This window comes from Rhodoglobus sp. (assembly GCF_053580035.1).
In genome coordinates, this window is sequence record NZ_JBMDVL010000001.1 from 166085 (window position 1) to 185332 (window position 19248).

The window sequence follows — 19248 nt, forward strand, 5'->3', positions numbered from 1 at the left end:
TGCGGGTCGCTACTGGTTGAGGAAGTCTGAGACGTCGCCGACGTAGCGAGTGTTGTTCTCCGGGACCTGCTCGACAGCAGCAGAAGCAACTTCAGCGGCAAACTCGCTCACGTTGTACAGGCGACCAGCGGCTTCTTTGCGAGCCTCGATTGCACCAGGGTTGGCGCGCTGCAGCAGAGTCGCTGTGATTGTTCCCTCGATCATGTCGCCAGAGACAACAACGAAGCCGATGCCGTGAGACTCAAGCTCAGGAATCAACTCGCGCAGAGCGTCCTCACCAGCGCGCTTGCTGAGAGCAACAGGAACATATTCCGGCATCGTCTCGACTGTGCGAATGAAGTGAGCCTGGTGGCTCGTCACGAAAACGACGCGTGAACCCTCATGAAGCAGCGGCATCATGGTCTTCAAAAAATTGACCTGAGCATCACGGTTGAGCTGCATGGCGTAGTCCTCAGCCATGCCACCCTCCATGCCACCGGAGGCGTTGAGTACCAGAATCTCTAGGCCACCGAATTCGGACTTCACCGTCTCAAACAGCGCGGCAACCGTTTCAGGGTCAGTGAGGTCAGCGCCAATCGCGATAGCGGACCCGTCAGTCTCATTGAGCTGTGCGACTAACTTGAGAGCGCGGGCCTCCTTGTTGCGGTAATTAATCGCAACGCGCGCACCGGCTTGAGCGAAGTAAGCAGCCGTATCGGCGCCAATCCCCCGCGATGAACCGGTAATCAGCGCGCGTGCGCCATCGAGCGAGTGGGCTGCCAGAGGATTCGAGTTTTCGCTATTCACCCTACGACTTTAGCGGTCGAAGCCGCGCCATGCAGTGATCTAAGTGCTAGCGTCGAGAGCGAAGATTTGTCGAACAGCGCAACGATGAAGGGCGCCGCACAATGCTCATTGATCTGACCAACTACTTGTGGATCCTGTGGCTGGCCCTTGTCGTGCTCTTCATCGTGATCGAAGTACTCACTCTCGAATTCACCTTCCTCATGATTGCCGCGGGAACCCTCATCGGCGGCCTCGGCTCTAACCTGCTTGGCTGGCCATGGTGGCTGCAAATTGCTCTCGCCGCCGCCATCTCGGGCCTGCTGATTTTCACCATCCGGCCGGTGCTGCTGATGAATCTTGAGAAAGGGGCCGATCCGGCCAAGAGCAACGTCGACGCACTGTACGAGCTCGGCGGGCGCGTGACGGGCGCGTTCGCCAACGGTATTGGTGAAGTCAAGCTCGACAACGGTGAAACGTGGACCGCACGCATCGATGACCGCTCCGCTGCCTCTGCTATCTCCGTTGGCTCGCGTGTTGCCGTAGCCGCTATTGAGGGTGCGATCGCGGTGGTAGTGCCTGAATCATTGGCAGGCACAACGAGCGCACAGTCTGTGCCGGACGAAGCCGTTGACCCGCCAACCTCCAAGCCCCGCGCATCCAAATCCCGCAGCACCAAGCCTCGAGCGACCCCACAGCCGCCGAGAAAGGAAGAAAAGTGATTGATCCCGCTGGTTTCATAGGCCAGATCTTTGTGGTGATACTCCTTGTAGTACTCGCCATTTTTGTTCTCGCCACTCTGTTTCGTGCGATTCGCATTGTTCCGCAAGCTCGGGCCGGTGTCGTTGAACGTCTCGGCAAGTACCGCAAAACGCTGCTGCCGGGCCTCAACATCCTGGTGCCATTCATCGACCGGATGCTGCCGCTCATCGACCTGCGTGAGCAAGTTGTTTCGTTCCCGCCACAGCCGGTTATTACCGAAGACAACCTCGTCGTATCCATTGACACTGTTGTCTTCTTTCAGGTCACGGATGCTCGCGCCGCTACCTACGAGATCGGCAACTACCTTGGGGCAGTGGAGCAGCTGACCACCACGACTCTTCGTAACGTCGTCGGTGGCCTCAACCTCGAACAAGCCCTCACGAGCCGCGACAACATCAACTCGCAACTGCGGGTCGTCCTCGATGAAGCAACAGGCAAGTGGGGCATCCGCGTCGGACGAGTCGAGCTCAAGGCAATTGACCCGCCCCTGTCGATCCAGGACTCGATGGAAAAGCAGATGCGTGCCGAGCGTGACCGTCGGGCGCAGATCCTTACCGCTGAAGGCACCAAGCAGGCCGCCATCCTGGAGGCCGAAGGTTCCCGTCAAGCAGCGATTCTCGAAGCCGAAGGTGAAGCAAAGGCGGCAGTATTGCGCGCCGATGGCGAAGCGGCCGCGATCAAAACTGTATTCGCGGCCATCCACGAAGGTGACCCCGATCCGAAGCTCCTTGCGTACGAATACCTTCAAACGCTGCCTAAGATTGCAAACGGTGAATCCAACAAAATGTGGATCATTCCGTCTGAACTGACGGAAGCACTTAAAGGCATTGGTGAAGGATTCTTTAGTGGCAAAGGACCAGTCGCGCGCTAGCGGCAAATCGTCGTACCTCTCCCCCGCGAGTCCTCGCGTGCTCGCGCACCGAGGGCTTGCGGTGGATGTACCCGAAAATACGATGCTTGCCTTCGCCAAGGCAGTAGCCGTCGGAGCTCAATACATTGAGACGGATGTTCACGCCAGTCTCGATGGTGTTGCAGTCGTCTCCCATGATCCCAGCCTTGCGCGCGTTGCCGGCCGAGATCTCAAGGTTGAGCAACTGACGATGGCGGAGTTGCGTCGCATCGATCTGGGCGACGGTCAGGGCTTCTGTTCTTTATCCGAGGCTCTAGATGCTTTCCCCGAGACCCGTTTCAATATTGACGTCAAATCTCGCGGGGCAGTATTGCCGACCGTTCGCGCTATCCGCGATCTTTCTGCGCTAGATCGCGTACTGGTGACGTCGTTTGATGAGAAACGGCGAGCCGCGACCGTCGAACAACTGCCCGGAGTGGCGAGTTCGGCATCCGCTCGTCGTTTTATGGTGGCGCTTTTGAGCGCCAAGACGGGTATTTCGCCGGCAACGCGTCGTGCCTTGGGCGGGCTTGTCGCCATCCAAGTGCCCGAGAAGGCGCTAGGGTTGCGGGTGACCACTCAGCGGATGATTCAACGTGTGCACGCTCTCGGACTTGAGATGCACGTCTGGACAATCAATGAACCGCAGCGAATGCGTCACTTGCTCGATCTTGGAGTCGATGGAATCGTCACCGATCGAGCAGATTTTGCCCTCGAAGTCGTGGAATCGCGAGCCTAACCAGGCAGTGCATATTCCACGTCTCAGCAGCGAAAACGTTGTTAAAGACTGACAACTCGCTGTGAACACTGCGCGCTTGGAAGCATTCGTTCAGCAAGAGGGTCTATTACTTGTAGAAACCGCGAATTGAAGGAGGCCACACGATGGCAGATCGCAGCTTGCGCGGCATGAGACTTGGAACCCAAAGCCTACAGAGCGAAGAGGGTGTCGAGTTTTCCCCGCGGAAAAAGAGCACATACAGAGCAGCAGACGGCAACACTTTTGAAGTGATGTTTTCGTCCGACGCTGAGGTGCCCCAGCAGTGGCACGATGCCAAGACTGGTCAGGAGGGAACGCTCCTCGATAGCGATGGCGAACTCGTCGAACTCGATCTCGTTGACGTTAAAACTCCCCGTAGCCACTGGGACATGCTCCTTGAGCGTCGCACGCGTCCCGAACTGGAAGAGCTTCTTCAGGAGCGCCTTGACTTCCTCCGCGCTCGTCGCGGTCAGCAGAAGATCGGCGCTTAACGACGTACTGTTCTCAGGGTCGCCGATAGCCCCCAGCCGGTGACCCTGAGCAGTGCCTCTGCAACAATTCCTGCATGCATTTTTGACCGGCCCGTTGAACGCTCAACGAATGTGATCGGATGCTCAACCACTCGGTAGCCCGCACGTTCGAGATTCCAGGCCAGTTCCACTTGGAAGCAGTATCCCTGCGACGAGACCCCTTCTAGGCCCAGGTCTCTGAGTGCGCTAGCGCGGAACACTCGGTATCCCGCAGTGAGATCGTGGATGTGTGAACCGAGCACCACCCGTGCGTAGGCGTTACCGGCGCGCGAGACGCTGTGTCGAAACCACGGCCAGTTCTTTACCGAGCCGCCGCTGACCCAGCGAGATCCAATGACTAGGTCGTTTCCTGCCTTCGCGAGCTTGATCATGGCGGCCAAGTCTGTGGGGTCGTGTGAGCCGTCCGCATCGATTTCGACGACGTACTCATAGCCGTGGTTGAGCGCATACGTGAACCCAGCAAGATACGCCCTGCCGAGGCCCTCTTTCTTGGGGCGATGTAGCACAGACACACCGGGGTCAGCAGACGCCAGCTGATCAGCCCGCTCCCCTGTTCCGTCAGGGCTTGAGTCGTCAACGACGAGGACGTCTGCTCGTGGCACTGCTTGCCGCAGTCGCCCGACGATGGCCGAAATATTTTCGATTTCGTTGTAGGTGGGCACTATTACGATGACATTAGGCATTCATTCTCCGACCCACAAGCACTGCGACGACGAGTGCGCCGAGCCCAATTCCTGAGACAAGCCACTCAAGTTCACGACCCCAGACAACTGCAGGGGTGATCGTGCTGCTCAACGGGACATCTTCGAGCATGACTGCCGGTGTATACCAAGGAAGCTCAGCAATCGTTTTTCCGTCTGGCGCAATAATCGCGCTCAGTCCTACTGTCGAAATGTTCACGACGCTTCGGCCGAGCTCGAGAGCCCGAATTCGCGCGGTCGCGAGCTGTTGGGCGCTCTCATCGGTGCGCCCAAAGTCTGCATTATTGGACGACGCAATGATAATTTGCGCCCCCTGCTCGACTGACTCGGTCAAAATTTGGTCATCCACGATATCGAAACAGATGTTTACGCCGACGGTCACCCCGTTGACGTCGAAGACCATGTCTGTTGCCCCAATTGTGTAATCGCGGGCGATGAGTCCGATGAGGTCGGGCGCAAACTGAGACCAGAAATCACGGTTGGGAACATATTCGCCGAACGGAATAGGGTGACGTTTGTCATAAATGTCGACAACGCCCTCTCCCGGCATCCACAGCAATTGACTGTTGTAAACGTTGTCATTGCGCTCGGTAATATCACCAGAGATGAGCGGCGCCCCAGCGCGTTCGGTAACAAAGTCGAACGCGGCAGCGGCATAGCTGTTGCTCAGCGGCGAGATATCAGTTCCCCCTTCTGGCCACACCACGAGATCAAGCTTCTCTCCATACAAGGGTTCGGTCGCTTGAAGCTGAGCATTCAGGAGATCACCGCGCTCACGCTCATCAAAGTAGGCGGCTTTACCGCTCCCCTGCACTGCGCCTACCCGCAGCGATCCTTCGGTGGTCACTGCAAACGCGGGAATATTGACGAGAATCGCAAAAATTGCCACGGGGACAAAGGCGGTGCGCAGCGCACGGGAGACATGCTGAGATCGCTCATCGAGCGGAGTCTCGCGATATCGCGTCCACGAATATTCGATTGCTGCCAGCGTCAGGGAGACGACCAACACCATGACAAAGCTGACGCCCGAAATACCCAGCCACGCGAATAATTCTGAAAGGGGACTATCCGATTGCGAAAGCGCCACCCGTCCCCAAGCGAATCCGCCATAGGGCCACACACTTGCCCACGCTTCTCGAGCTGTCCACAAACCAGCAATGACAATCGACAGTCCGATCGTGGCTGCCCAACCAACACCAAACACGCGTGGTAACCACCGATAGGCCAAGGCAATCGCCAACGTCCCGACAGCGAAGAACATTGCTTCAAGAATCGAGAGGGCAGACATCGGTACCGGACCCAAAAACAACGACGCCCACTGAATATGCGTGAAATAGAATGCTGAGCCAGCCAAGAACCCGATCAGCAAAGAACCACCGACACTTCGACCACGCGCCGCGATCAACACCAGGGCGATGCCGACGAAAGTCATCGGCCACACATCTTTGTCAGGGAATCCTGCATCCAGCACGGGGCCCGAAGCGAGTGCGGTAACTACTGCTGCCCACAGGGGCAGCACAGCAACGGGTTTGTGGAGCATCACTCGTCGAGCCTAAGCGACAGAACTGTAGGCGACTATTCCACGGCGGATGCCATCGAGTGCTTGGCGCGCTGTGCGACCGACGTCACCGTCAGCAACCACTGAGAGCTGATCGAGAAGATCGATCGCCTGCTTAGTCGATCGAACAAAGTCGCCTGCCGCCATATCCGCCAAATCAAGAACCGAGTCGAGATTGGCTCCGTTGGCCCAGCGGTACATCGCGAGCGAAAGGCCCGTTGACAGTGGTTGGCTTCCTGGCAGACGGTTGTCGCGCTCGAGGTCATCAAGCTGCGCCCATAACGTTGAGGTCTTATCGAACGCTTCGCGGAACGGGCCGCGAGGAAGGTAACGATCGCTGAGGTCTCCTTCGTCGCGGCGAGGTTCGTAGACGAGCGTGGTCGCCATGGCGGCCATCGACGCGGCATCCAAATCTTTCCAAAAACCGTGGCGAAGACATTCAGCAACCAGTAGGTCGCGTTCACCATAAATGCGCCGAAGGATTCTGCCGTGAGCATTGATCGTCATCTCGCCGTTTGCGCCAGGCTCAATGTAATTAAGTTGCGTCAATACATCAGTAACTCGATCAAAGATTTTCGCGACTGCGCCGGTGCGATTCTGAATCTGCCGACTCAGCTGATCGGTCTCGCGCTTGAGGCGCCACCATCGTTCAGCCCAGCGAGCATGAGACTCACGTTCGGGGCACGCATGACAATCATGTTTGCGCATCTGGTTGCGAAGGCTTGCAAGTTTGCGCTGGCGCCGATCCCGATCGGCTCGCTGGCTAGGATCATTCTTCGGGGTCGTTTTGCGCTCAAGATCGTTCAATTCCCGACGAATGCGCGAATACTCAGCAAAATCACCCAAGTGACACTGCATCGATTTCTCGTAGCCCTCAAGCGAATTTTTCTGTGAACGCACCTTGCGCGCAAGATCGACGACCGCGCGGTCCGCCTGGAACTGCGCGAAGCTCGACTCCAAGATTTCGCGCGTGTGTTCGCGACCAAAGAGTTCAATCAAGTTAACCGCCATATTGTAGGTCGGCTTAAAGCTCGAATTGAGAGGGTAAGTGCGGCGGGATGCCAAAGAAGCGACGGCTTGAGGATCGAGACCGTCAACCCACTGAATGACGGAGTGGCCTTCGATATCGATACCGCGACGGCCAGCGCGCCCCGTGAGTTGGGTGTACTCCCCTGGAGTTATCGGTACTCGAGCCTCGCCATTGAACTTTTCGAGCTTCTCAAGAACGACGGTGCGCGCTGGCATGTTAATGCCGAGAGCAAGAGTCTCGGTCGCAAAGACTGCTTTGACAAGCTTCTTCTGAAAGAGCTCCTCAACGACCTCCTTGAAGGCAGGCAGCATGCCGGCATGATGGGCGGCGACACCGCGCTCGAGCCCATTGAGCCACTCCCAATAGCCGAGAACCGCGAGATCTTCATCGAGAAGAGTGCGGCAACGTGCCTCCACGATCTCGCGAATCTCATCACGCTCCTGCACCGTCGTGAGGCGAACACCCGCACGGAGAACCTGGTTCACCGCCTGATCGCAACCCATGCGACTGAAAATGAAGAAAATTGCCGGAACGAGATTTTTGGATGACAGCATCGCGACAACATCCGCGCGGTCCATCTTGGTGCGTGCCGGGCGACCGCCACGGGATTCGTAACGACTGCTATTTTTGCGATTGCGCACGCTCTGACTTCGCCCGCCAAACCGCGCCATCTGTACGAGTTCGGGGTTGACTCTGTTCGTTGCGGCCAGTCCAGACGAATCGAATAGGTCGACAAGCTTGCTGCTCACCAGAACGTGCTGCTCTAGGGGCACAGGGCGCTGCTCTGAGACGATAACTTCGGTGTCGCCGCGAACGGCCTGCAACCAGTCGCCGAACTCCTCAGCGTTCGACACGGTGGCGCTGAGCGACACCATGCGAACGTCGTCTGGCAGGTGGATGATTACTTCTTCCCACACCGCACCGCGGAAGCGGTCGCCCAAAAAATGCACCTCATCCATGACGACGGTGCTCAAACTGCGAAGCAAATCAGACTTCGCGTACAGCATGTTTCGCAACACTTCTGTCGTCATCACAACAATGCGCGCGCTTGCGTTTACGTTGGTATCCCCGGTGAGGAGTCCAACATTTTCCGCACCGTACTCGGTGACCAGTTCCTGGAACTTTTGGTTACTGAGCGCCTTCATTGGGGCGGTGTAAAAAACCTTCGGCCCATCGAGTTGCATCGCGCGGTAGATGGCAAACTCGGCGATGATTGTCTTACCTGCACCCGTTGGTGCTGCCACCAAGACGCTCTTGTCATCCTCCACGACTTGACACGCCAAAACCTGGAACTCGTCAAGATCAAAACGCTGGCTGGCACGAAAAGCTTCAAGCACGGGGTAACCGCGACGCTTCTTCGCCGCAGCGAAACGTTCGGCGGGAGACAGATCACTCATTGACTACAGCCTAAGCGGTGACGGCGAAGCCGGACGTATCCCGCACGGTTGGCGACTAGAGGTCGGCGTCGAGCTCGGCATCGAATCGTGCCGCCCGTTTCGCCGCTCGACGATCATGGAGCCACGCGATAAGGGCGGCTGAGAAGTAGAGGATCACCATGGGGATGGCGAGGAGGAACATTGAGATGACATCCGCTGCAGGGGTTGCCATTGCAGTGAAGAGACAGATCGCCAGTATCGCCACCCTCCAGCCTTTGAGAATCGCGCTGGCCGAGAGCACGCCAACAAAGTTCAGAAGCACAATAAAAACGGGAAGAACGAACGCGATTCCGATCGCCAACATGAGCTTGACGATGAAGTCGTAGTAGTACTTGGCGTTCAAATTCGAGAGATCCTGGTCACCGGCGAAACTGAGCAGCAGCGTCACGATGTTTGGCATGATGAACCACCCCGCAGCGCACCCGGCTAAAAACAATGGAATAGCGGCTGAAAGGAACCCGATCGCATACTGCTTTTCTTTTCGGACCAAACCGGGAACTAAGAACGCCCACACTTGGTAAAGCCATACGGGGCTAGCGGCCACAATTCCGACCGTAATGATGATCTGGAAGTGAATGTCGAACGCCTGGGTGACCGCGTCATAGTTGAGCGCAGCGCCGCGCCCTGTCGCATCCGCGATATTCGTAATCGGAGCGCGGAGAGCGTCGATGACGTACTCCACAATGAAGATGGAGCCAATAGCGGTGACGATGATCGCGACTGCCGAAATCGTCAACCGCTTACGCAGTTCTATCAGATGCGCTCCCAGCGACATCCGTTCGTCGCTCTTGTTGCGCCACCTACTGGTTCGGGGCATAAAAGCTAAGGCTTCGGAGGCGTGGAATCGTTGGAGTCTGCCGAAGTCGACGAGGTCGTGTCATCGCCGTCGTTTTCGTCCTTCATGGTCTTGACCTCGCTGCGGAATATTCGCATTGATTGACCTATACTGCGGGCGAGCCCAGGAAGTTTGGGGGCGCCGAACAACAGCAGGACGATCACCAGAATGATGATCAGGTGTGCCCCGGTGAGATTGCCGAGCATGTGGGTACATCCTTTAACTGTCGAAGATTACGTGTAGCCATCATACCTAGCACCTCGCCGAGGCGCTTAAGGCTGGCTTGTCTACTCTTGAGTCGTGTTCCCGCCGGTGTTCGAGACGAAATCGACCGGGAACCAAGTGCGCGGCTGATTTCCAAAACCGACAAGAACGTAGTCAGAACGGTCGGCACGTTTCGGATGATAAAGAACGACGGCAGGCTGCTTGAGCAGTTCGGAGTCGCCGGCGCTCAGGAGTGCTTTCACCGCTGTTCGTTCGGTACCGGAGTTATCCGTGTAGCGCACTGCAATTCGAGGAGCCCGTCGGCCGCGGCGATAAATGCTGCTGATGGCTGAGGTTTGCGCACCCGTGGTAAGCAAGATGGTGCGGATGGACCGTCGGCGCAGCCTCGTCGCAGTCCAAAGCAGCGCGAGAAACACAATTGCCGTAGCGATCAACCAGCCCACTACGACCACCCTGCTGGCCATTGAGCCGAGTTCGCATCGCGCCTAGTGATTCGCTTAGCCCGCGCAAGGCGACGCTCGTGGCGTTCGATCTTCAGTTCTGAGCGACGCCGCTGCCGAGTATCGCGTTGTGCTCGAATCTCGCTCATCTGAGTGAGTATGGCAATCTGTGGCTGAGATAGTTCCGGGACATCAACATCCAGCGCCGCAGTCTTATCGACGACGGCAGATAACTCGTGCATCAGATCGATTGCTTTACGAAACAATCTGTAGGCAAGAAACCCGAGCACGAGCAACAGCGCGAGCACGAGGCCCGCCCAGATCAGAAGCCATCCCCACCACTGAATCATGTAAATCCCTACGGCAATTCCGCATAGCGGTCGACACCAGAGCGAGCCCACAACGCCACGGCTTCACGAGCTTCAGCGGGGCCAACAACAGTCACAACGCCCGGGAGCCCAGCAATGAGGCGCTTCAGCCCGTGAAAATGGGGAACACGAACCGTGGTGCGTACGCGCTCCCCTGCAGGAGTCAATCGCGCATTCTCTGCTACATAATCTCCCAAGAGAGGGATCGCACTCTCCACGACCTCGATGGTGACCTCACAGTCTTCTGGCGACGCGTCAAAGAGAGTCTCTGGAAGGCTCACATCGGCCGCGGTGTGGGTGATCGGTGCCGAAGTCATAGTCGGGCATGAGATGCGGTCAAGTCGGAAGGTTCGCACGTCTTCGCGAGAGTGACACCAACCCCGGACATACCAATCAGTGTCCACAGATTCGACCCGCAGCGGATCGATGCGGCGACGCTCTGACTCTCCCCGCGAATTGAGGTAGTCGAACTCGATCTGCGTCCCCGCGGCAACTGACTCACGAATCAGGGCAAGAGTCTCATCAAGATCGCTTGCTTCAACGCCCATTGCGGTCGGCTGAGCGGAGGCTCCACGCGAAAGTTTCGACATGAGGGTCGCGATCGCAGCTCGGTCAGCATGCTCTGGCAGACCAGAGAGGTATTGAAGACCAGCGATAAGCGCGGATGCCTCGCGCGCAGAGAACCGCGGTGAGTCGTCGATGGCGACCATGTGGGTGAGCACGATCTGGTCGTTCTCTTCGAAATCATCCCACGCGATATCGAACAGGTCGCTGTCTTGATAGGTCGACGTCTCGCCAGGAATTCCCGACACCGCAATCAACCGAACGGCGTCCCGAATTTGTTGTTCGGGAACCCCAAAGTGCGCGGCGGCTTCCGATACGCTCACGCGATCGCGATCCATCAAATAGGGAACAAGAGCGAGCAAATAGACCAGCTTGTCTTGCGCGCGAAGTGGTTGAACTTTCTTAGCCATGGTCAGCCGCCGTTCTCGTCAAGCGTTCGATGACGGCAGCACGTACAGCGTGAGGAGAAATCACGAGTACTTCAGGCCCAAAACTTGCCAGCTCATCAGCAAAAATATTGAGGTCGGTGAAGTGGAGCTCGAGGTCTGCGGTTGCGCGTTTTGTAGCGCCCCGGCGCTTGCTCAATCGGGTAGCTGCATCTGTTCCTGGCTCGACTCGCACAACTGCGACATTGGATTGCCAGACAGCTTCTAGCTCGGCAAGTGCGCGAGCAGCGGCATCCACCGTCGATTCATCGAATGGCTTCTTGCTTGCACGCACGGGGCTCACGATGCGGCGAAGGAGGAACGTCTTAAAGCGATCTGTCGCTGGATCTTTGGCATACAAATGCCAGCGGCCCTGATGCTGAACGAGCGCAAGCGGTGCGACCGTGCGCTGCGTTGATGACTGCTCCCCCGGTTTCAGATAGTCAAACGAAACCAAAACCCGCTTATCGAGCGCTGACCGCAACGGCTCGAAAGATTGTTCGCGCACTCGCAACTGCGGGGCGTAACTCAGCACCGGCTCGGCAGTAGCGATGCCGAGCGAACGAAGCTTGACCATTGCGCGGCGCGATTCTTCAGACAGCGAACCTTCACGCCACACCATTGCGGCGAGCCCGAGAAGCGTCGACTCTTCAGCCGAGAAACTGATGTCGTCCGGAAGCTCGTAATCGACCCGTGGAATGCGGTAGCGAAGGTTGTGATTATTGCCAGCCTGCTCGGGAGACTCCATCGTCTCGAGCGGTACCCCGAGTTCGCGAACATCATCCTTATCGCGCTCAAACTGGCGCTCAAGGTTGGAGTTATCGCCCGAGTGCACGAACCGTTGACGGTAGCCCTGGACGGTCGACAAGATTTCGCTCTTCGTCAGTCCGGCCTCGGACGACAGCAAGGCTAACACCAAGCTAAAAAGTCGCTCCTCGTTGGGAACTTTGGGTACTGGCACGAGTCAAATCCTATGTCTCTGACACCCGGCCGTGTCTAGTTGAACGATTACTGCTCTTGGATTCCCAGAATGTCGAAAACGAATACCAATGTGGATCCGCTAGTCACCCCGTCTGGAGCTGTGCCCTCGGCAAATCCCACGTCTGGCGGGAGAACAACGAGAACCTGCGAGCCGACCTTTTTTCCGATGAGTGCCGTAGCTAGCCCCGGAGGAAGTCCACGGTCCGAAGTTTCGCTGCTCTCGATGAGATAGGTTCCGGGAACGCCAGCTTCTTCCCAACTGTTGGTAAAGGTGGCGTCGGCATCCCACTCGATGCCACTCACGTGCATCACGGCAAGGTCGCCCTTGGCTACCGTTTGACCGTCTCCAGCCTTGAGCGTTGCCACCTTAAGTTCACTCGGTGCTTCTGTTCCGGGGAACGTAAAGCCAGGCTGACCATTCGGTGCCAGAACCACCGCAGGAAGACCGGACGGGGGAACCTGGTTTGTGCCGTCAGCCTTGCCCGGATAGCGGGTTTCAACGTCGCTAACCATCACGATGGTGTCACTATCGGTTAGCGGAAGCTGGTTCTGAGTGATATTTTCGGCACCCAAGATCTCGCCAGCGGTTCCCACAGTGACAATGCGCGATCCAACCGTCGAGCATTGTGCGATCTCGCCAAAGTGCGGTGCGCGCTCGGTAACGGGAACACGGAGACCGGCGCTGTCGTGACCCGTGGAAATCAGCTGTTCGCCAGTTTCGCCGTTGTAAATCGTGATTTGAAGTGTGGCAACGTCTCCATCGTTGAGCTGTTCGCCATCACCAACCGTCGTCACCTCACTTGAGATGCCATCGGCAATGAGTGGAGTCGGAAATTCCGCTTCGGGGTCGGTGCTGAGGTCTCCGCCGGTAGTGACGAGAGCCGCGTTGCTGCCCGAAGAAAACAGCGGAGTACACGCAGCCAGATTGAAGGGGCCGTTGGCGCAACCGCTCAACGAAACAACGATTCCGGCGCTCAGGGCCACCACTGCAAGCTTGCGCACAAATACTCTTTTCATCGACACAGACATCGCCATCACTCTACCGGTCTGAAGACGCGGCTTCAGCCGCCGCCTTCGCCTCACGCGCAGTCTTGCGCAGGCGCTTAGCGCTCGCGCTGCGCTCACCCAGTGCACCGGGAGTCCAGATCTCGACATCCTCATCGCTGAAGTCAGTTTTGGATGCGCGGCGCTTGAGTTCCGGCAATACGGAGCCGGGCGCCAGACGGCGCGCCGTCATCAGGAACCCTGTGTGGGCAACCATGCGGTGATCTGGACGAACGGCAAGGCCCTCGACGTGCCAGCCGCGCACGATAGTTTCATTGGAATCAGGTTCAGTGAAGAGTCCGGTTGCGCGAATCGCTTCAGCAACACGTGACAGCTGTGTGACGGTGGCGATGTAGCACAGCAGCACTCCGCCTGGCGTCAGCGCGGTGGCGCACTCTTCGATGCATTCCCACGGAGCGAGCATGTCGAGAACCACACGGTCGACAGACCCAGGTTCAACGGATGCTGGCAGTTGTTCCTGAAGATCACCAACAGTTACCGACCAGTTTTCGGGCTTCGCGCCGAGGAATGCTTCAACGTTCGACTGAGCAATCTCTGAGAACTCTTCACGTCGTTCGAATGAACTCAACTGGCCACTCGGTCCGATGGCGCGCAAAAGCCACAGGGAGAGTGCGCCGGAGCCAACACCAGCCTCCACAACGTGGGCTCCCGGAAATACATCGGCTTGGCCAATGATCTGTGCGGCATCCTTCGGATAAATAATTGCGGCACCGCGGGGCATCGACATGACGAAATCGGTGAGCAGCGGTCGCATCGCCAAATATTCGATGCCGTTGGAACACGTGACCACACTGGCATCCGGAAGGCCGATGATGACGTCATGGCTCAGCACACCCCGGTGAGTGTGGAATGCTCCCCCAGGCTCGAGGGTAACCGTGTTGAGGCGGCCCTTTGGTCCTGTGAGCTGAACACGGTCACCTACGCGGAATTCGCCGCTCTGTCGTCGGAATACGTCAGTCATCGAGTTGCTACCTTTGCGTGAAGTTCTGAGAGATGTTCGAGCGTGCGCCCGGCAAGTGTCGGCCAGAGCGCATGAGTCTGATCTTCGGGAATGTCGACCATAAAAGGAACTCCCACTACCGTTGCTCCAGCGCTGAAGGCTGAAGTGGCGCCCGGTGGGGAGTCTTCGATGGCAACGCAATCATCAATGTCAACGCCGAGGGCGTCAGCGCCGACATGGTACGGCTGCGGATGAGGCTTCGGATTCTCGACGTCATCTCCCGAAATCACCGCGTCGAAACCGTGGAAACCAAGATTGTCGACGACATGGTGCGCCATGCGCCCTATCGACATGGTGACAAGGGCGGTCGGTATGTTGGCTTCTCGAAGCTCAAGCAGCAACTCACGGGCGCCTGGACGCCAAGGGATTCCGGATTCTCGCAGCTGTGTCATCACCTGATCGGTGAGCCGATCAACAATAGTTTGCTCATCGAGTTCAACACCCTTGGCTTGCATAGCTCGTGCTGAATTGAATAGGCCGCTGCCAACGACGGCCATAGCGTCGTCATGCGTCCACTCACCTCCGAACGCTTCAACGAGCTGGACCTCGGCGGAAATCCAGTATGGTTCGGAATTTATGAGGGTGCCGTCCATGTCCCATAAAACGGCAGCCGGAGTGGAATGAGTCACAACGCACCATCGTAGTTCTATCCTTGACCTAGTGACATTCGTGGCACTCGACCTAAAGGAGCCAAGTGACTAACACCCCATTCGCGAACGGACGACTCTTGGTCGTCGCCTTCGAGGGGTGGAATGACGCCGGAGAAGCGGCCAGCGGTGCCGTCAAATCCCTCAAAGAGCAATTAGACGTCTACCCCATCGCCGAAGTCGATCCTGAGGACTACTTCGACTATCAATTTAATCGGCCCATGGTCGCGCATGATGATGACGGTAACCGGTCGCTTACTTGGCCCTCGGTAACCATTTATGGACCGTCCCGCCCCAATACCGTTCGTCCGGATAGCATCGCCGCTGATGCGGAATTGCAACTCAGTGCGAACAACCAGTCGAACATTTACTTGCTGCTGGGAACCGAGCCTTCGCGATCATGGAAGGCGTTCACGAGAGACATTCTCGAAACCGTTGTTGACAACGGCATTACGTCGATCGTTTTCCTTGGCGCAATGCTGGCTGACGTTCCGCACACGCGACCAATTTCAGTCTTTACCTCTAGTGAAAACCCTTCGGTGCGTTCTGCTTTAGAAATTGAGCGAAGCAACTACGAGGGGCCAGTGGGGATTCTTTCGGTGTTGGGTCAGGCTGCTGAAGCGGCAGGCATCACTACTATGTCGATCTGGGCATCCGTTCCGCACTATGTGCACAATGCGCCATCGCCTAAGGCAACTCTGGCGATCATCGACAAGCTTGAAGAAATTGTGGATGTCGTGATTCCTCGAGGCGACCTCGTGACGGAGGCCACCGACTGGGAAACAGGCATTGACGCTCTTGCCGGCGAAGATGACGACATGTCGTCCTACATCGAGCAGTTGGAGCAGGCGCGCGACACTGTTGACTCCCCCGAAGCTAGTGGTGAGGCGATCGCTCAAGAATTTGAGAAGTATCTTCGTCGCGGAGACGATAAGCCCGATCAGGGTTCCGCCGGCGATGAGCCGTGGCGCGGTAAAGACTAGATTCTGGCTGGCGACGCACTACACCGGCTGAATGACGTTGAACGATAGCAGCACAAATAACGTCACGCCGAGTGCTACGCGATAAATGACAAACGGCAAGAACGAGCGCTTTTCGATGTACCGCATGAGGGCGGCAATGACGACATACCCCACGACGAACGCGATCACTGTTGCGACCGCAGTTTCGGCGTAGGTAAACACGTGGTTTGACTCACCAAAGCTGTGGACGAGTTCATAGAGCCCGCTGCCGAAGACAGCGGGGATCGCTAGGAGAAAGCCGAAACGTGCTGCAGCGGGGCGAGTATAGCCAAGGGCGAGTCCGGCAGTCATGGTTGAGCCGGAGCGGGAAACACCGGGCACGAGTGCGAGCACCTGCGCAAGGCCGATGGTGATGCCGTGGCCGTAGGTCATTTCATCGAGTGCACGAGTGCGCTTTCCGAGGTAGTCAGCGATTCCCAAAATGATGCCGAAGACAATGAGCACGGTCGCGACCAACCAGAGCGAGCGGAACGTGGAACGGATGTACTCCTGGGCAAAGTATCCGACGATTACGATCGGGACCGTACCGATGATGACCAGCCAGCCGAGCCGAACATCCGGATGATTCTTGTCGACTACCTCACGGTGAGACCCGCTGGGCTTTCGAAACTGTTGAAACCAGCGGCTCAGAATTCGGGCAATGTCTTTGCGAAAGTAGAGGATCACGGCCAGTTCTGTGCCCAACTGGGTGATTGCCGTGAATGTTGCGCCTGGGTCGCTCGCGGAGGGAAGAAACTCGCCCATGATGCGCAAGTGGGCGCTCGACGATATCGGCAGAAACTCGGTGAGTCCCTGAACAAGCCCAAGAATAATGGCCTCGATAAAACCCATGGAGCGCTCCCGATCAGGTGAAAACTAGTACTTGAGAAGCAAGTCTCCGAGAACCTGCCTGCCAAAGACTAGTGCGTCCAACGGCACACGTTCATCAACGCCATGGAACATGCCGGGGAAGTCGATCTCCGGGGGCAATTGGAGCGGCGCGAATCCGTAGCCGGTAATGTCTAGCCGCTTGAGAGCCTTGTTGTCTGTGCCGCCAGACATGAGATAGGGCAATACAGGAGCTCCCGGGTCAAATACATTGAGGCTGCCGATCATGGCATCGACCAGCGGACCATCGAAACTCGTTTCGAGCCCAATGTCGCGGTGCATGATTTCGATCTCAATTTCGTCAGGCAGTAATGCGCGCACTTGAGCGAGAACCTCATCCTCTTCGCCGGGAAGTGTGCGGATGTCGATGAGTGCTTCGGCAAAGTCGGGAATCACATTGTGCTTGTAGCCGGCGTTCAAGAGTGTTGGGTTGCTGGTGGTCCGCAGTGTCGCCTGCAGGAATCCCGAGGCAGTACCCGTTGCCAGGATTAGCTCGTCTGGTCCAACCACTTCTGGGTCGATTTTGAGGATGCGCGACAATTCGGAGATCAGCAACGTTGTTGTGTCGGTGAGCCGCACTGGCCACTCTTGACGACCCAAGATTGCGACTGCCTCGGCAAGTTTTGTGACTGCATTGTTGCTGATTACTCGCGAACCATGGGCGGCCATGCCTCGCGCGGTGAGTTTGATCCACACAAGCGCTTTCTCGCCGGTTTGCAGCAAGTAGGCGCGCTGGCCCTGGAGATCAACGGAGTATCCGCCAACTTCGCTGATGGCTTCGGTCGCGCCGTCAAAGACGTCGGCGTGGTGATCAACCATGAAGTGCGAACCGAATTCGCCACCGTTCTCCTCGTCTGAGAAGAAAGCGATGATGAGGTCGCGCGCTGGTCGTTTGCCTGCTCCCAAAATGTCGCCGAGAGCGGTGACGATCATGGCATCCATGTTTTTCATGTCCACGGCACCGCGGCCCCAAAGAAGGCCGTCCCGGATCTCTCCACCGAACGGATCAACAGACCAGTTTTTTGGATCTGCCGGCACAACGTCGGTGTGCCCGTGCAGGATCAAGGCGGGGCGTTCTTTCGCATGGGGTGCCGACGATTCGGTGTCGTAGCTGCCTTCGACACGAGCCACGACGGTGGTGCGACCAGTGGCGGCATCAAAGTACTGGGTCGTCAAACCCATCTCTTCAAGAAGTGCGCCTAGGTACTCAGCGGCAACAGTCTCTCCGTTGGATCGCCCCTCACCGTAGTTAGAAGTGTCGAAGCGGATGAGATCTTGCGCGATGCGAGCGGTGCGCTCAAGAGATGGCTCAGAAGTCATAAGGCCACGCTAGCCGTCTGACCGGGAAAAATCTGCACGCCACGGTTTGGTCGATCAGCCTCGCGTGGAGCCGTGCACGGGACGCGTCATTGTGTGCTCAGAAATGATGCTATTCTCTTATCTCGGCGGTGCTCTTAGAGCGCCGCTGATGCGCGCGGATGGCGGAATTGGTAGACGCGCTAGCTTGAGGTGCTAGTGCCCGTAAGGGCGTGGGGGTTCAAGTCCCCCTTCGCGCACAGCGAATGATTCGGACTAACGAATCAGTAGTTGAGAGATTAGGTCGGCAGGTCGTTTTATACGGCTGCCGGCCTTTTTTCGTTCCTCGGAGCCGTATCCCACTCGGCCGGTATGCGCTGACGGCTTCTGCAAGTTTCCTGTGGTTTTCCTTCGGCAAATAGTTAACGATGTATCGTTGAGTATCGGCAGGGCCTCTCGTGCCCCGCCCCGCGGAATGGAGGACCACCATGAACAACTCATTTGGAACCGGCGGCCGCAACTCGCGCCGTCCGTTCGCAGAAGCTTTTGACCATGCCGGCCAGGGTCTCTGGGATGCGCTCGACAACGTGCGCTCAGAATTTGAGCGCCGCGTATCGCCGCGGATGGGACGCGGAGATGTGCGTGTCGCCATCCTTTCTCTTCTTGCTGAAGAGTCGATGCACGGCTACCAGATCATTCACGAAATCGAAAGCCGCAGTAAAGGTGCGTGGAAGCCCAGCCCTGGCTCTGTTTACCCGACACTCCAGCTACTCGCCGATGAGGGGCTTATCGAGGCGCACGAAGCCGACGGTAAGAAGACCTACACGTTGACGGAGAAGGGGCACGACGAAGTGAAGTCGAGCCGTCCAGCACCATGGCACGATTCGGAGTCGCACGACTCTTCGCGGCCCACAGCACTGCCTCATGCTGCCGCCAAACTGGCAGAAGCCGTGATCCCGATCATGCGAAGTGGTAGCCCCGAACAGGTCGAAGAAGCAATCGCCGTTGTGGACGATGCGCGTCGTAAGCTTTACGCAATCCTCGCCCAAGACTGACCAAATGGCGCCGAGTAGTCGGCACTAGGGAGA

Annotated in this window: 21 protein-coding genes and 1 tRNA gene; 7 read left to right on the forward strand and 15 right to left on the reverse strand. The window is 57.4% G+C overall.

Annotation, left to right across the window (positions count from 1 at the left end; all coding sequences use genetic code 11):
- Nucleotides 1–9: 9 nt before the first annotated feature.
- A complete protein-coding gene (locus ACOH1Z_RS00825; RefSeq protein ID WP_449646614.1) occupies nucleotides 10–786 on the reverse strand; it encodes an SDR family oxidoreductase in 777 nt (258 codons plus the stop codon).
- Between the two features lie 101 nt (nucleotides 787–887).
- Between ACOH1Z_RS00825 and ACOH1Z_RS00830 the strand changes: the two genes are divergently transcribed.
- The 4 genes from ACOH1Z_RS00830 to ACOH1Z_RS00845 all read left to right on the forward strand — a co-directional run bounded on the left by ACOH1Z_RS00830 (nucleotide 888) and on the right by ACOH1Z_RS00845 (nucleotide 3661).
- Nucleotides 888–1484, forward strand: coding sequence for an NfeD family protein (locus ACOH1Z_RS00830; protein WP_449646615.1), 597 nt, complete (start codon nucleotides 888–890; stop codon nucleotides 1482–1484).
- The gene (locus ACOH1Z_RS00835) at nucleotides 1481–2395 is read left to right on the forward strand and encodes an SPFH domain-containing protein (RefSeq protein ID WP_449646616.1); all 915 of its coding nucleotides are present in this window, start codon (nucleotides 1481–1483) and stop codon (nucleotides 2393–2395) included. Before ACOH1Z_RS00830 ends, ACOH1Z_RS00835 begins: the two co-directional genes overlap by 4 nt.
- Nucleotides 2370–3152: a glycerophosphodiester phosphodiesterase family protein gene (locus tag ACOH1Z_RS00840; protein ID WP_449646617.1), complete on the forward strand. Its 783-nt coding sequence runs from the start codon at nucleotides 2370–2372 to the stop codon at nucleotides 3150–3152. The genes ACOH1Z_RS00835 and ACOH1Z_RS00840 overlap by 26 nt, the downstream gene beginning before the upstream one ends.
- A gap of 143 nt (nucleotides 3153–3295) precedes the next feature.
- Nucleotides 3296–3661 carry an RNA polymerase-binding protein RbpA gene (locus tag ACOH1Z_RS00845; protein WP_010202408.1) on the forward strand — a complete coding sequence of 122 codons (366 nt, stop codon included), beginning with the start codon at nucleotides 3296–3298 and terminating at the stop codon, nucleotides 3659–3661.
- Here the strand turns inward: ACOH1Z_RS00845 and ACOH1Z_RS00850 are convergent.
- The 12 genes from ACOH1Z_RS00850 to ACOH1Z_RS00905 form a co-directional block, all read right to left on the reverse strand.
- Nucleotides 3658–4383 carry a polyprenol monophosphomannose synthase gene (locus tag ACOH1Z_RS00850; protein ID WP_449646618.1) on the reverse strand — a complete coding sequence of 242 codons (726 nt, stop codon included), beginning with the start codon at nucleotides 4381–4383 and terminating at the stop codon, nucleotides 3658–3660. The genes ACOH1Z_RS00845 and ACOH1Z_RS00850 overlap by 4 nt on opposite strands.
- Nucleotides 4376–5941 carry an apolipoprotein N-acyltransferase gene (lnt, locus tag ACOH1Z_RS00855; protein ID WP_449648170.1) on the reverse strand — a complete coding sequence of 522 codons (1566 nt, stop codon included), beginning with the start codon at nucleotides 5939–5941 and terminating at the stop codon, nucleotides 4376–4378. Before lnt ends, ACOH1Z_RS00850 begins: the two co-directional genes overlap by 8 nt.
- A 12-nt stretch (nucleotides 5942–5953) precedes the next feature.
- Nucleotides 5954–8386, reverse strand: a complete 2433-nt coding sequence (locus ACOH1Z_RS00860) for a DEAD/DEAH box helicase (protein ID WP_449646619.1) — start codon at nucleotides 8384–8386, stop codon at nucleotides 5954–5956.
- A gap of 55 nt (nucleotides 8387–8441) precedes the next feature.
- Nucleotides 8442–9200, reverse strand: a complete 759-nt coding sequence (gene tatC, locus ACOH1Z_RS00865; RefSeq protein WP_449648171.1) for a twin-arginine translocase subunit TatC — start codon at nucleotides 9198–9200, stop codon at nucleotides 8442–8444.
- Nucleotides 9201–9247: 47 nt separating this feature from the next.
- Nucleotides 9248–9466 (reverse strand): Sec-independent protein translocase subunit TatA, encoded by a 219-nt coding sequence (tatA, locus tag ACOH1Z_RS00870; protein WP_449646620.1) that lies wholly within the window; start codon nucleotides 9464–9466, stop codon nucleotides 9248–9250.
- 81 nt (nucleotides 9467–9547) lie between these two features.
- Entirely contained in the window at nucleotides 9548–9949 is a 402-nt protein-coding gene (locus ACOH1Z_RS00875) for a hypothetical protein (protein ID WP_449646621.1), read from the reverse strand.
- Complete coding sequence (locus ACOH1Z_RS00880; RefSeq protein ID WP_449646622.1) at nucleotides 9928–10275, reverse strand: hypothetical protein; 348 nt, start codon at nucleotides 10273–10275, stop codon at nucleotides 9928–9930. Before ACOH1Z_RS00880 ends, ACOH1Z_RS00875 begins: the two co-directional genes overlap by 22 nt.
- An 8-nt stretch (nucleotides 10276–10283) precedes the next feature.
- Nucleotides 10284–11267: a helix-turn-helix transcriptional regulator gene (locus tag ACOH1Z_RS00885; RefSeq protein WP_449646623.1), complete on the reverse strand. Its 984-nt coding sequence runs from the start codon at nucleotides 11265–11267 to the stop codon at nucleotides 10284–10286.
- Nucleotides 11260–12243: a helix-turn-helix transcriptional regulator gene (locus ACOH1Z_RS00890; RefSeq protein WP_449646624.1), complete on the reverse strand. Its 984-nt coding sequence runs from the start codon at nucleotides 12241–12243 to the stop codon at nucleotides 11260–11262. The genes ACOH1Z_RS00885 and ACOH1Z_RS00890 overlap by 8 nt, the downstream gene beginning before the upstream one ends.
- Before the next feature lie 47 nt (nucleotides 12244–12290).
- Nucleotides 12291–13292 carry an FKBP-type peptidyl-prolyl cis-trans isomerase gene (locus tag ACOH1Z_RS00895; RefSeq protein WP_449646625.1) on the reverse strand — a complete coding sequence of 334 codons (1002 nt, stop codon included), beginning with the start codon at nucleotides 13290–13292 and terminating at the stop codon, nucleotides 12291–12293.
- A gap of 10 nt (nucleotides 13293–13302) precedes the next feature.
- Nucleotides 13303–14289, reverse strand: coding sequence for a tRNA (adenine-N1)-methyltransferase (locus tag ACOH1Z_RS00900; RefSeq protein WP_449646626.1), 987 nt, complete (start codon nucleotides 14287–14289; stop codon nucleotides 13303–13305).
- Nucleotides 14286–14957 (reverse strand): HAD family hydrolase, encoded by a 672-nt coding sequence (locus ACOH1Z_RS00905; RefSeq protein ID WP_449646627.1) that lies wholly within the window; start codon nucleotides 14955–14957, stop codon nucleotides 14286–14288. Before ACOH1Z_RS00905 ends, ACOH1Z_RS00900 begins: the two co-directional genes overlap by 4 nt.
- A gap of 65 nt (nucleotides 14958–15022) precedes the next feature.
- Between ACOH1Z_RS00905 and ACOH1Z_RS00910 the strand changes: the two genes are divergently transcribed.
- Complete coding sequence (locus ACOH1Z_RS00910; protein ID WP_449646628.1) at nucleotides 15023–15958, forward strand: proteasome assembly chaperone family protein; 936 nt, start codon at nucleotides 15023–15025, stop codon at nucleotides 15956–15958.
- An 18-nt stretch (nucleotides 15959–15976) separates the two neighbouring features.
- Here the strand turns inward: ACOH1Z_RS00910 and ACOH1Z_RS00915 are convergent, their stop codons facing one another.
- The gene (locus ACOH1Z_RS00915; protein ID WP_449646629.1) at nucleotides 15977–16828 is read right to left on the reverse strand and encodes an undecaprenyl-diphosphate phosphatase; all 852 of its coding nucleotides are present in this window, start codon (nucleotides 16826–16828) and stop codon (nucleotides 15977–15979) included.
- 24 nt (nucleotides 16829–16852) lie between these two features.
- Nucleotides 16853–18184, reverse strand: a complete 1332-nt coding sequence (locus ACOH1Z_RS00920) for a M20/M25/M40 family metallo-hydrolase (protein ID WP_449646630.1) — start codon at nucleotides 18182–18184, stop codon at nucleotides 16853–16855.
- Between the two features lie 152 nt (nucleotides 18185–18336).
- Between ACOH1Z_RS00920 and ACOH1Z_RS00925 the strand changes: the two genes are divergently transcribed.
- A tRNA-Leu gene (locus ACOH1Z_RS00925) sits at nucleotides 18337–18420 on the forward strand.
- A 228-nt stretch (nucleotides 18421–18648) separates the two neighbouring features.
- Nucleotides 18649–19215 carry a PadR family transcriptional regulator gene (locus tag ACOH1Z_RS00930; protein ID WP_449646631.1) on the forward strand — a complete coding sequence of 189 codons (567 nt, stop codon included), beginning with the start codon at nucleotides 18649–18651 and terminating at the stop codon, nucleotides 19213–19215.
- Nucleotides 19216–19248 lie beyond the last annotated feature (33 nt).

What these genes read in the sequence shown, in the direction of transcription:
- ACOH1Z_RS00830 (WP_449646615.1), top strand. Translation starts at nt 888, where the DNA reads ATGCTCATTGATCTGACCAACTACTTGTGGATCCTGTGGCTGGCCCTT.
- ACOH1Z_RS00845 (WP_010202408.1), top strand. Translation starts at nt 3,296, where the DNA reads ATGGCAGATCGCAGCTTGCGCGGCATGAGACTTGGAACCCAAAGCCTA.
- ACOH1Z_RS00850 (WP_449646618.1), bottom strand. Translation starts at nt 4,383, where the DNA reads ATGCCTAATGTCATCGTAATAGTGCCCACCTACAACGAAATCGAAAAT.
- lnt (WP_449648170.1), bottom strand. Translation starts at nt 5,941, where the DNA reads ATGCTCCACAAACCCGTTGCTGTGCTGCCCCTGTGGGCAGCAGTAGTT.
- ACOH1Z_RS00860 (WP_449646619.1), bottom strand. Translation starts at nt 8,386, where the DNA reads ATGAGTGATCTGTCTCCCGCCGAACGTTTCGCTGCGGCGAAGAAGCGT.
- tatC (WP_449648171.1), bottom strand. Translation starts at nt 9,200, where the DNA reads ATGTCGCTGGGAGCGCATCTGATAGAACTGCGTAAGCGGTTGACGATT.
- tatA (WP_449646620.1), bottom strand. Translation starts at nt 9,466, where the DNA reads ATGCTCGGCAATCTCACCGGGGCACACCTGATCATCATTCTGGTGATC.
- ACOH1Z_RS00875 (WP_449646621.1), bottom strand. Translation starts at nt 9,949, where the DNA reads ATGGCCAGCAGGGTGGTCGTAGTGGGCTGGTTGATCGCTACGGCAATT.
- ACOH1Z_RS00880 (WP_449646622.1), bottom strand. Translation starts at nt 10,275, where the DNA reads ATGATTCAGTGGTGGGGATGGCTTCTGATCTGGGCGGGCCTCGTGCTC.
- ACOH1Z_RS00885 (WP_449646623.1), bottom strand. Translation starts at nt 11,267, where the DNA reads ATGGCTAAGAAAGTTCAACCACTTCGCGCGCAAGACAAGCTGGTCTAT.
- ACOH1Z_RS00895 (WP_449646625.1), bottom strand. Translation starts at nt 13,292, where the DNA reads ATGTCTGTGTCGATGAAAAGAGTATTTGTGCGCAAGCTTGCAGTGGTG.
- ACOH1Z_RS00900 (WP_449646626.1), bottom strand. Translation starts at nt 14,289, where the DNA reads ATGACTGACGTATTCCGACGACAGAGCGGCGAATTCCGCGTAGGTGAC.
- ACOH1Z_RS00915 (WP_449646629.1), bottom strand. Translation starts at nt 16,828, where the DNA reads ATGGGTTTTATCGAGGCCATTATTCTTGGGCTTGTTCAGGGACTCACC.
- ACOH1Z_RS00920 (WP_449646630.1), bottom strand. Translation starts at nt 18,184, where the DNA reads ATGACTTCTGAGCCATCTCTTGAGCGCACCGCTCGCATCGCGCAAGAT.
- ACOH1Z_RS00930 (WP_449646631.1), top strand. Translation starts at nt 18,649, where the DNA reads ATGAACAACTCATTTGGAACCGGCGGCCGCAACTCGCGCCGTCCGTTC.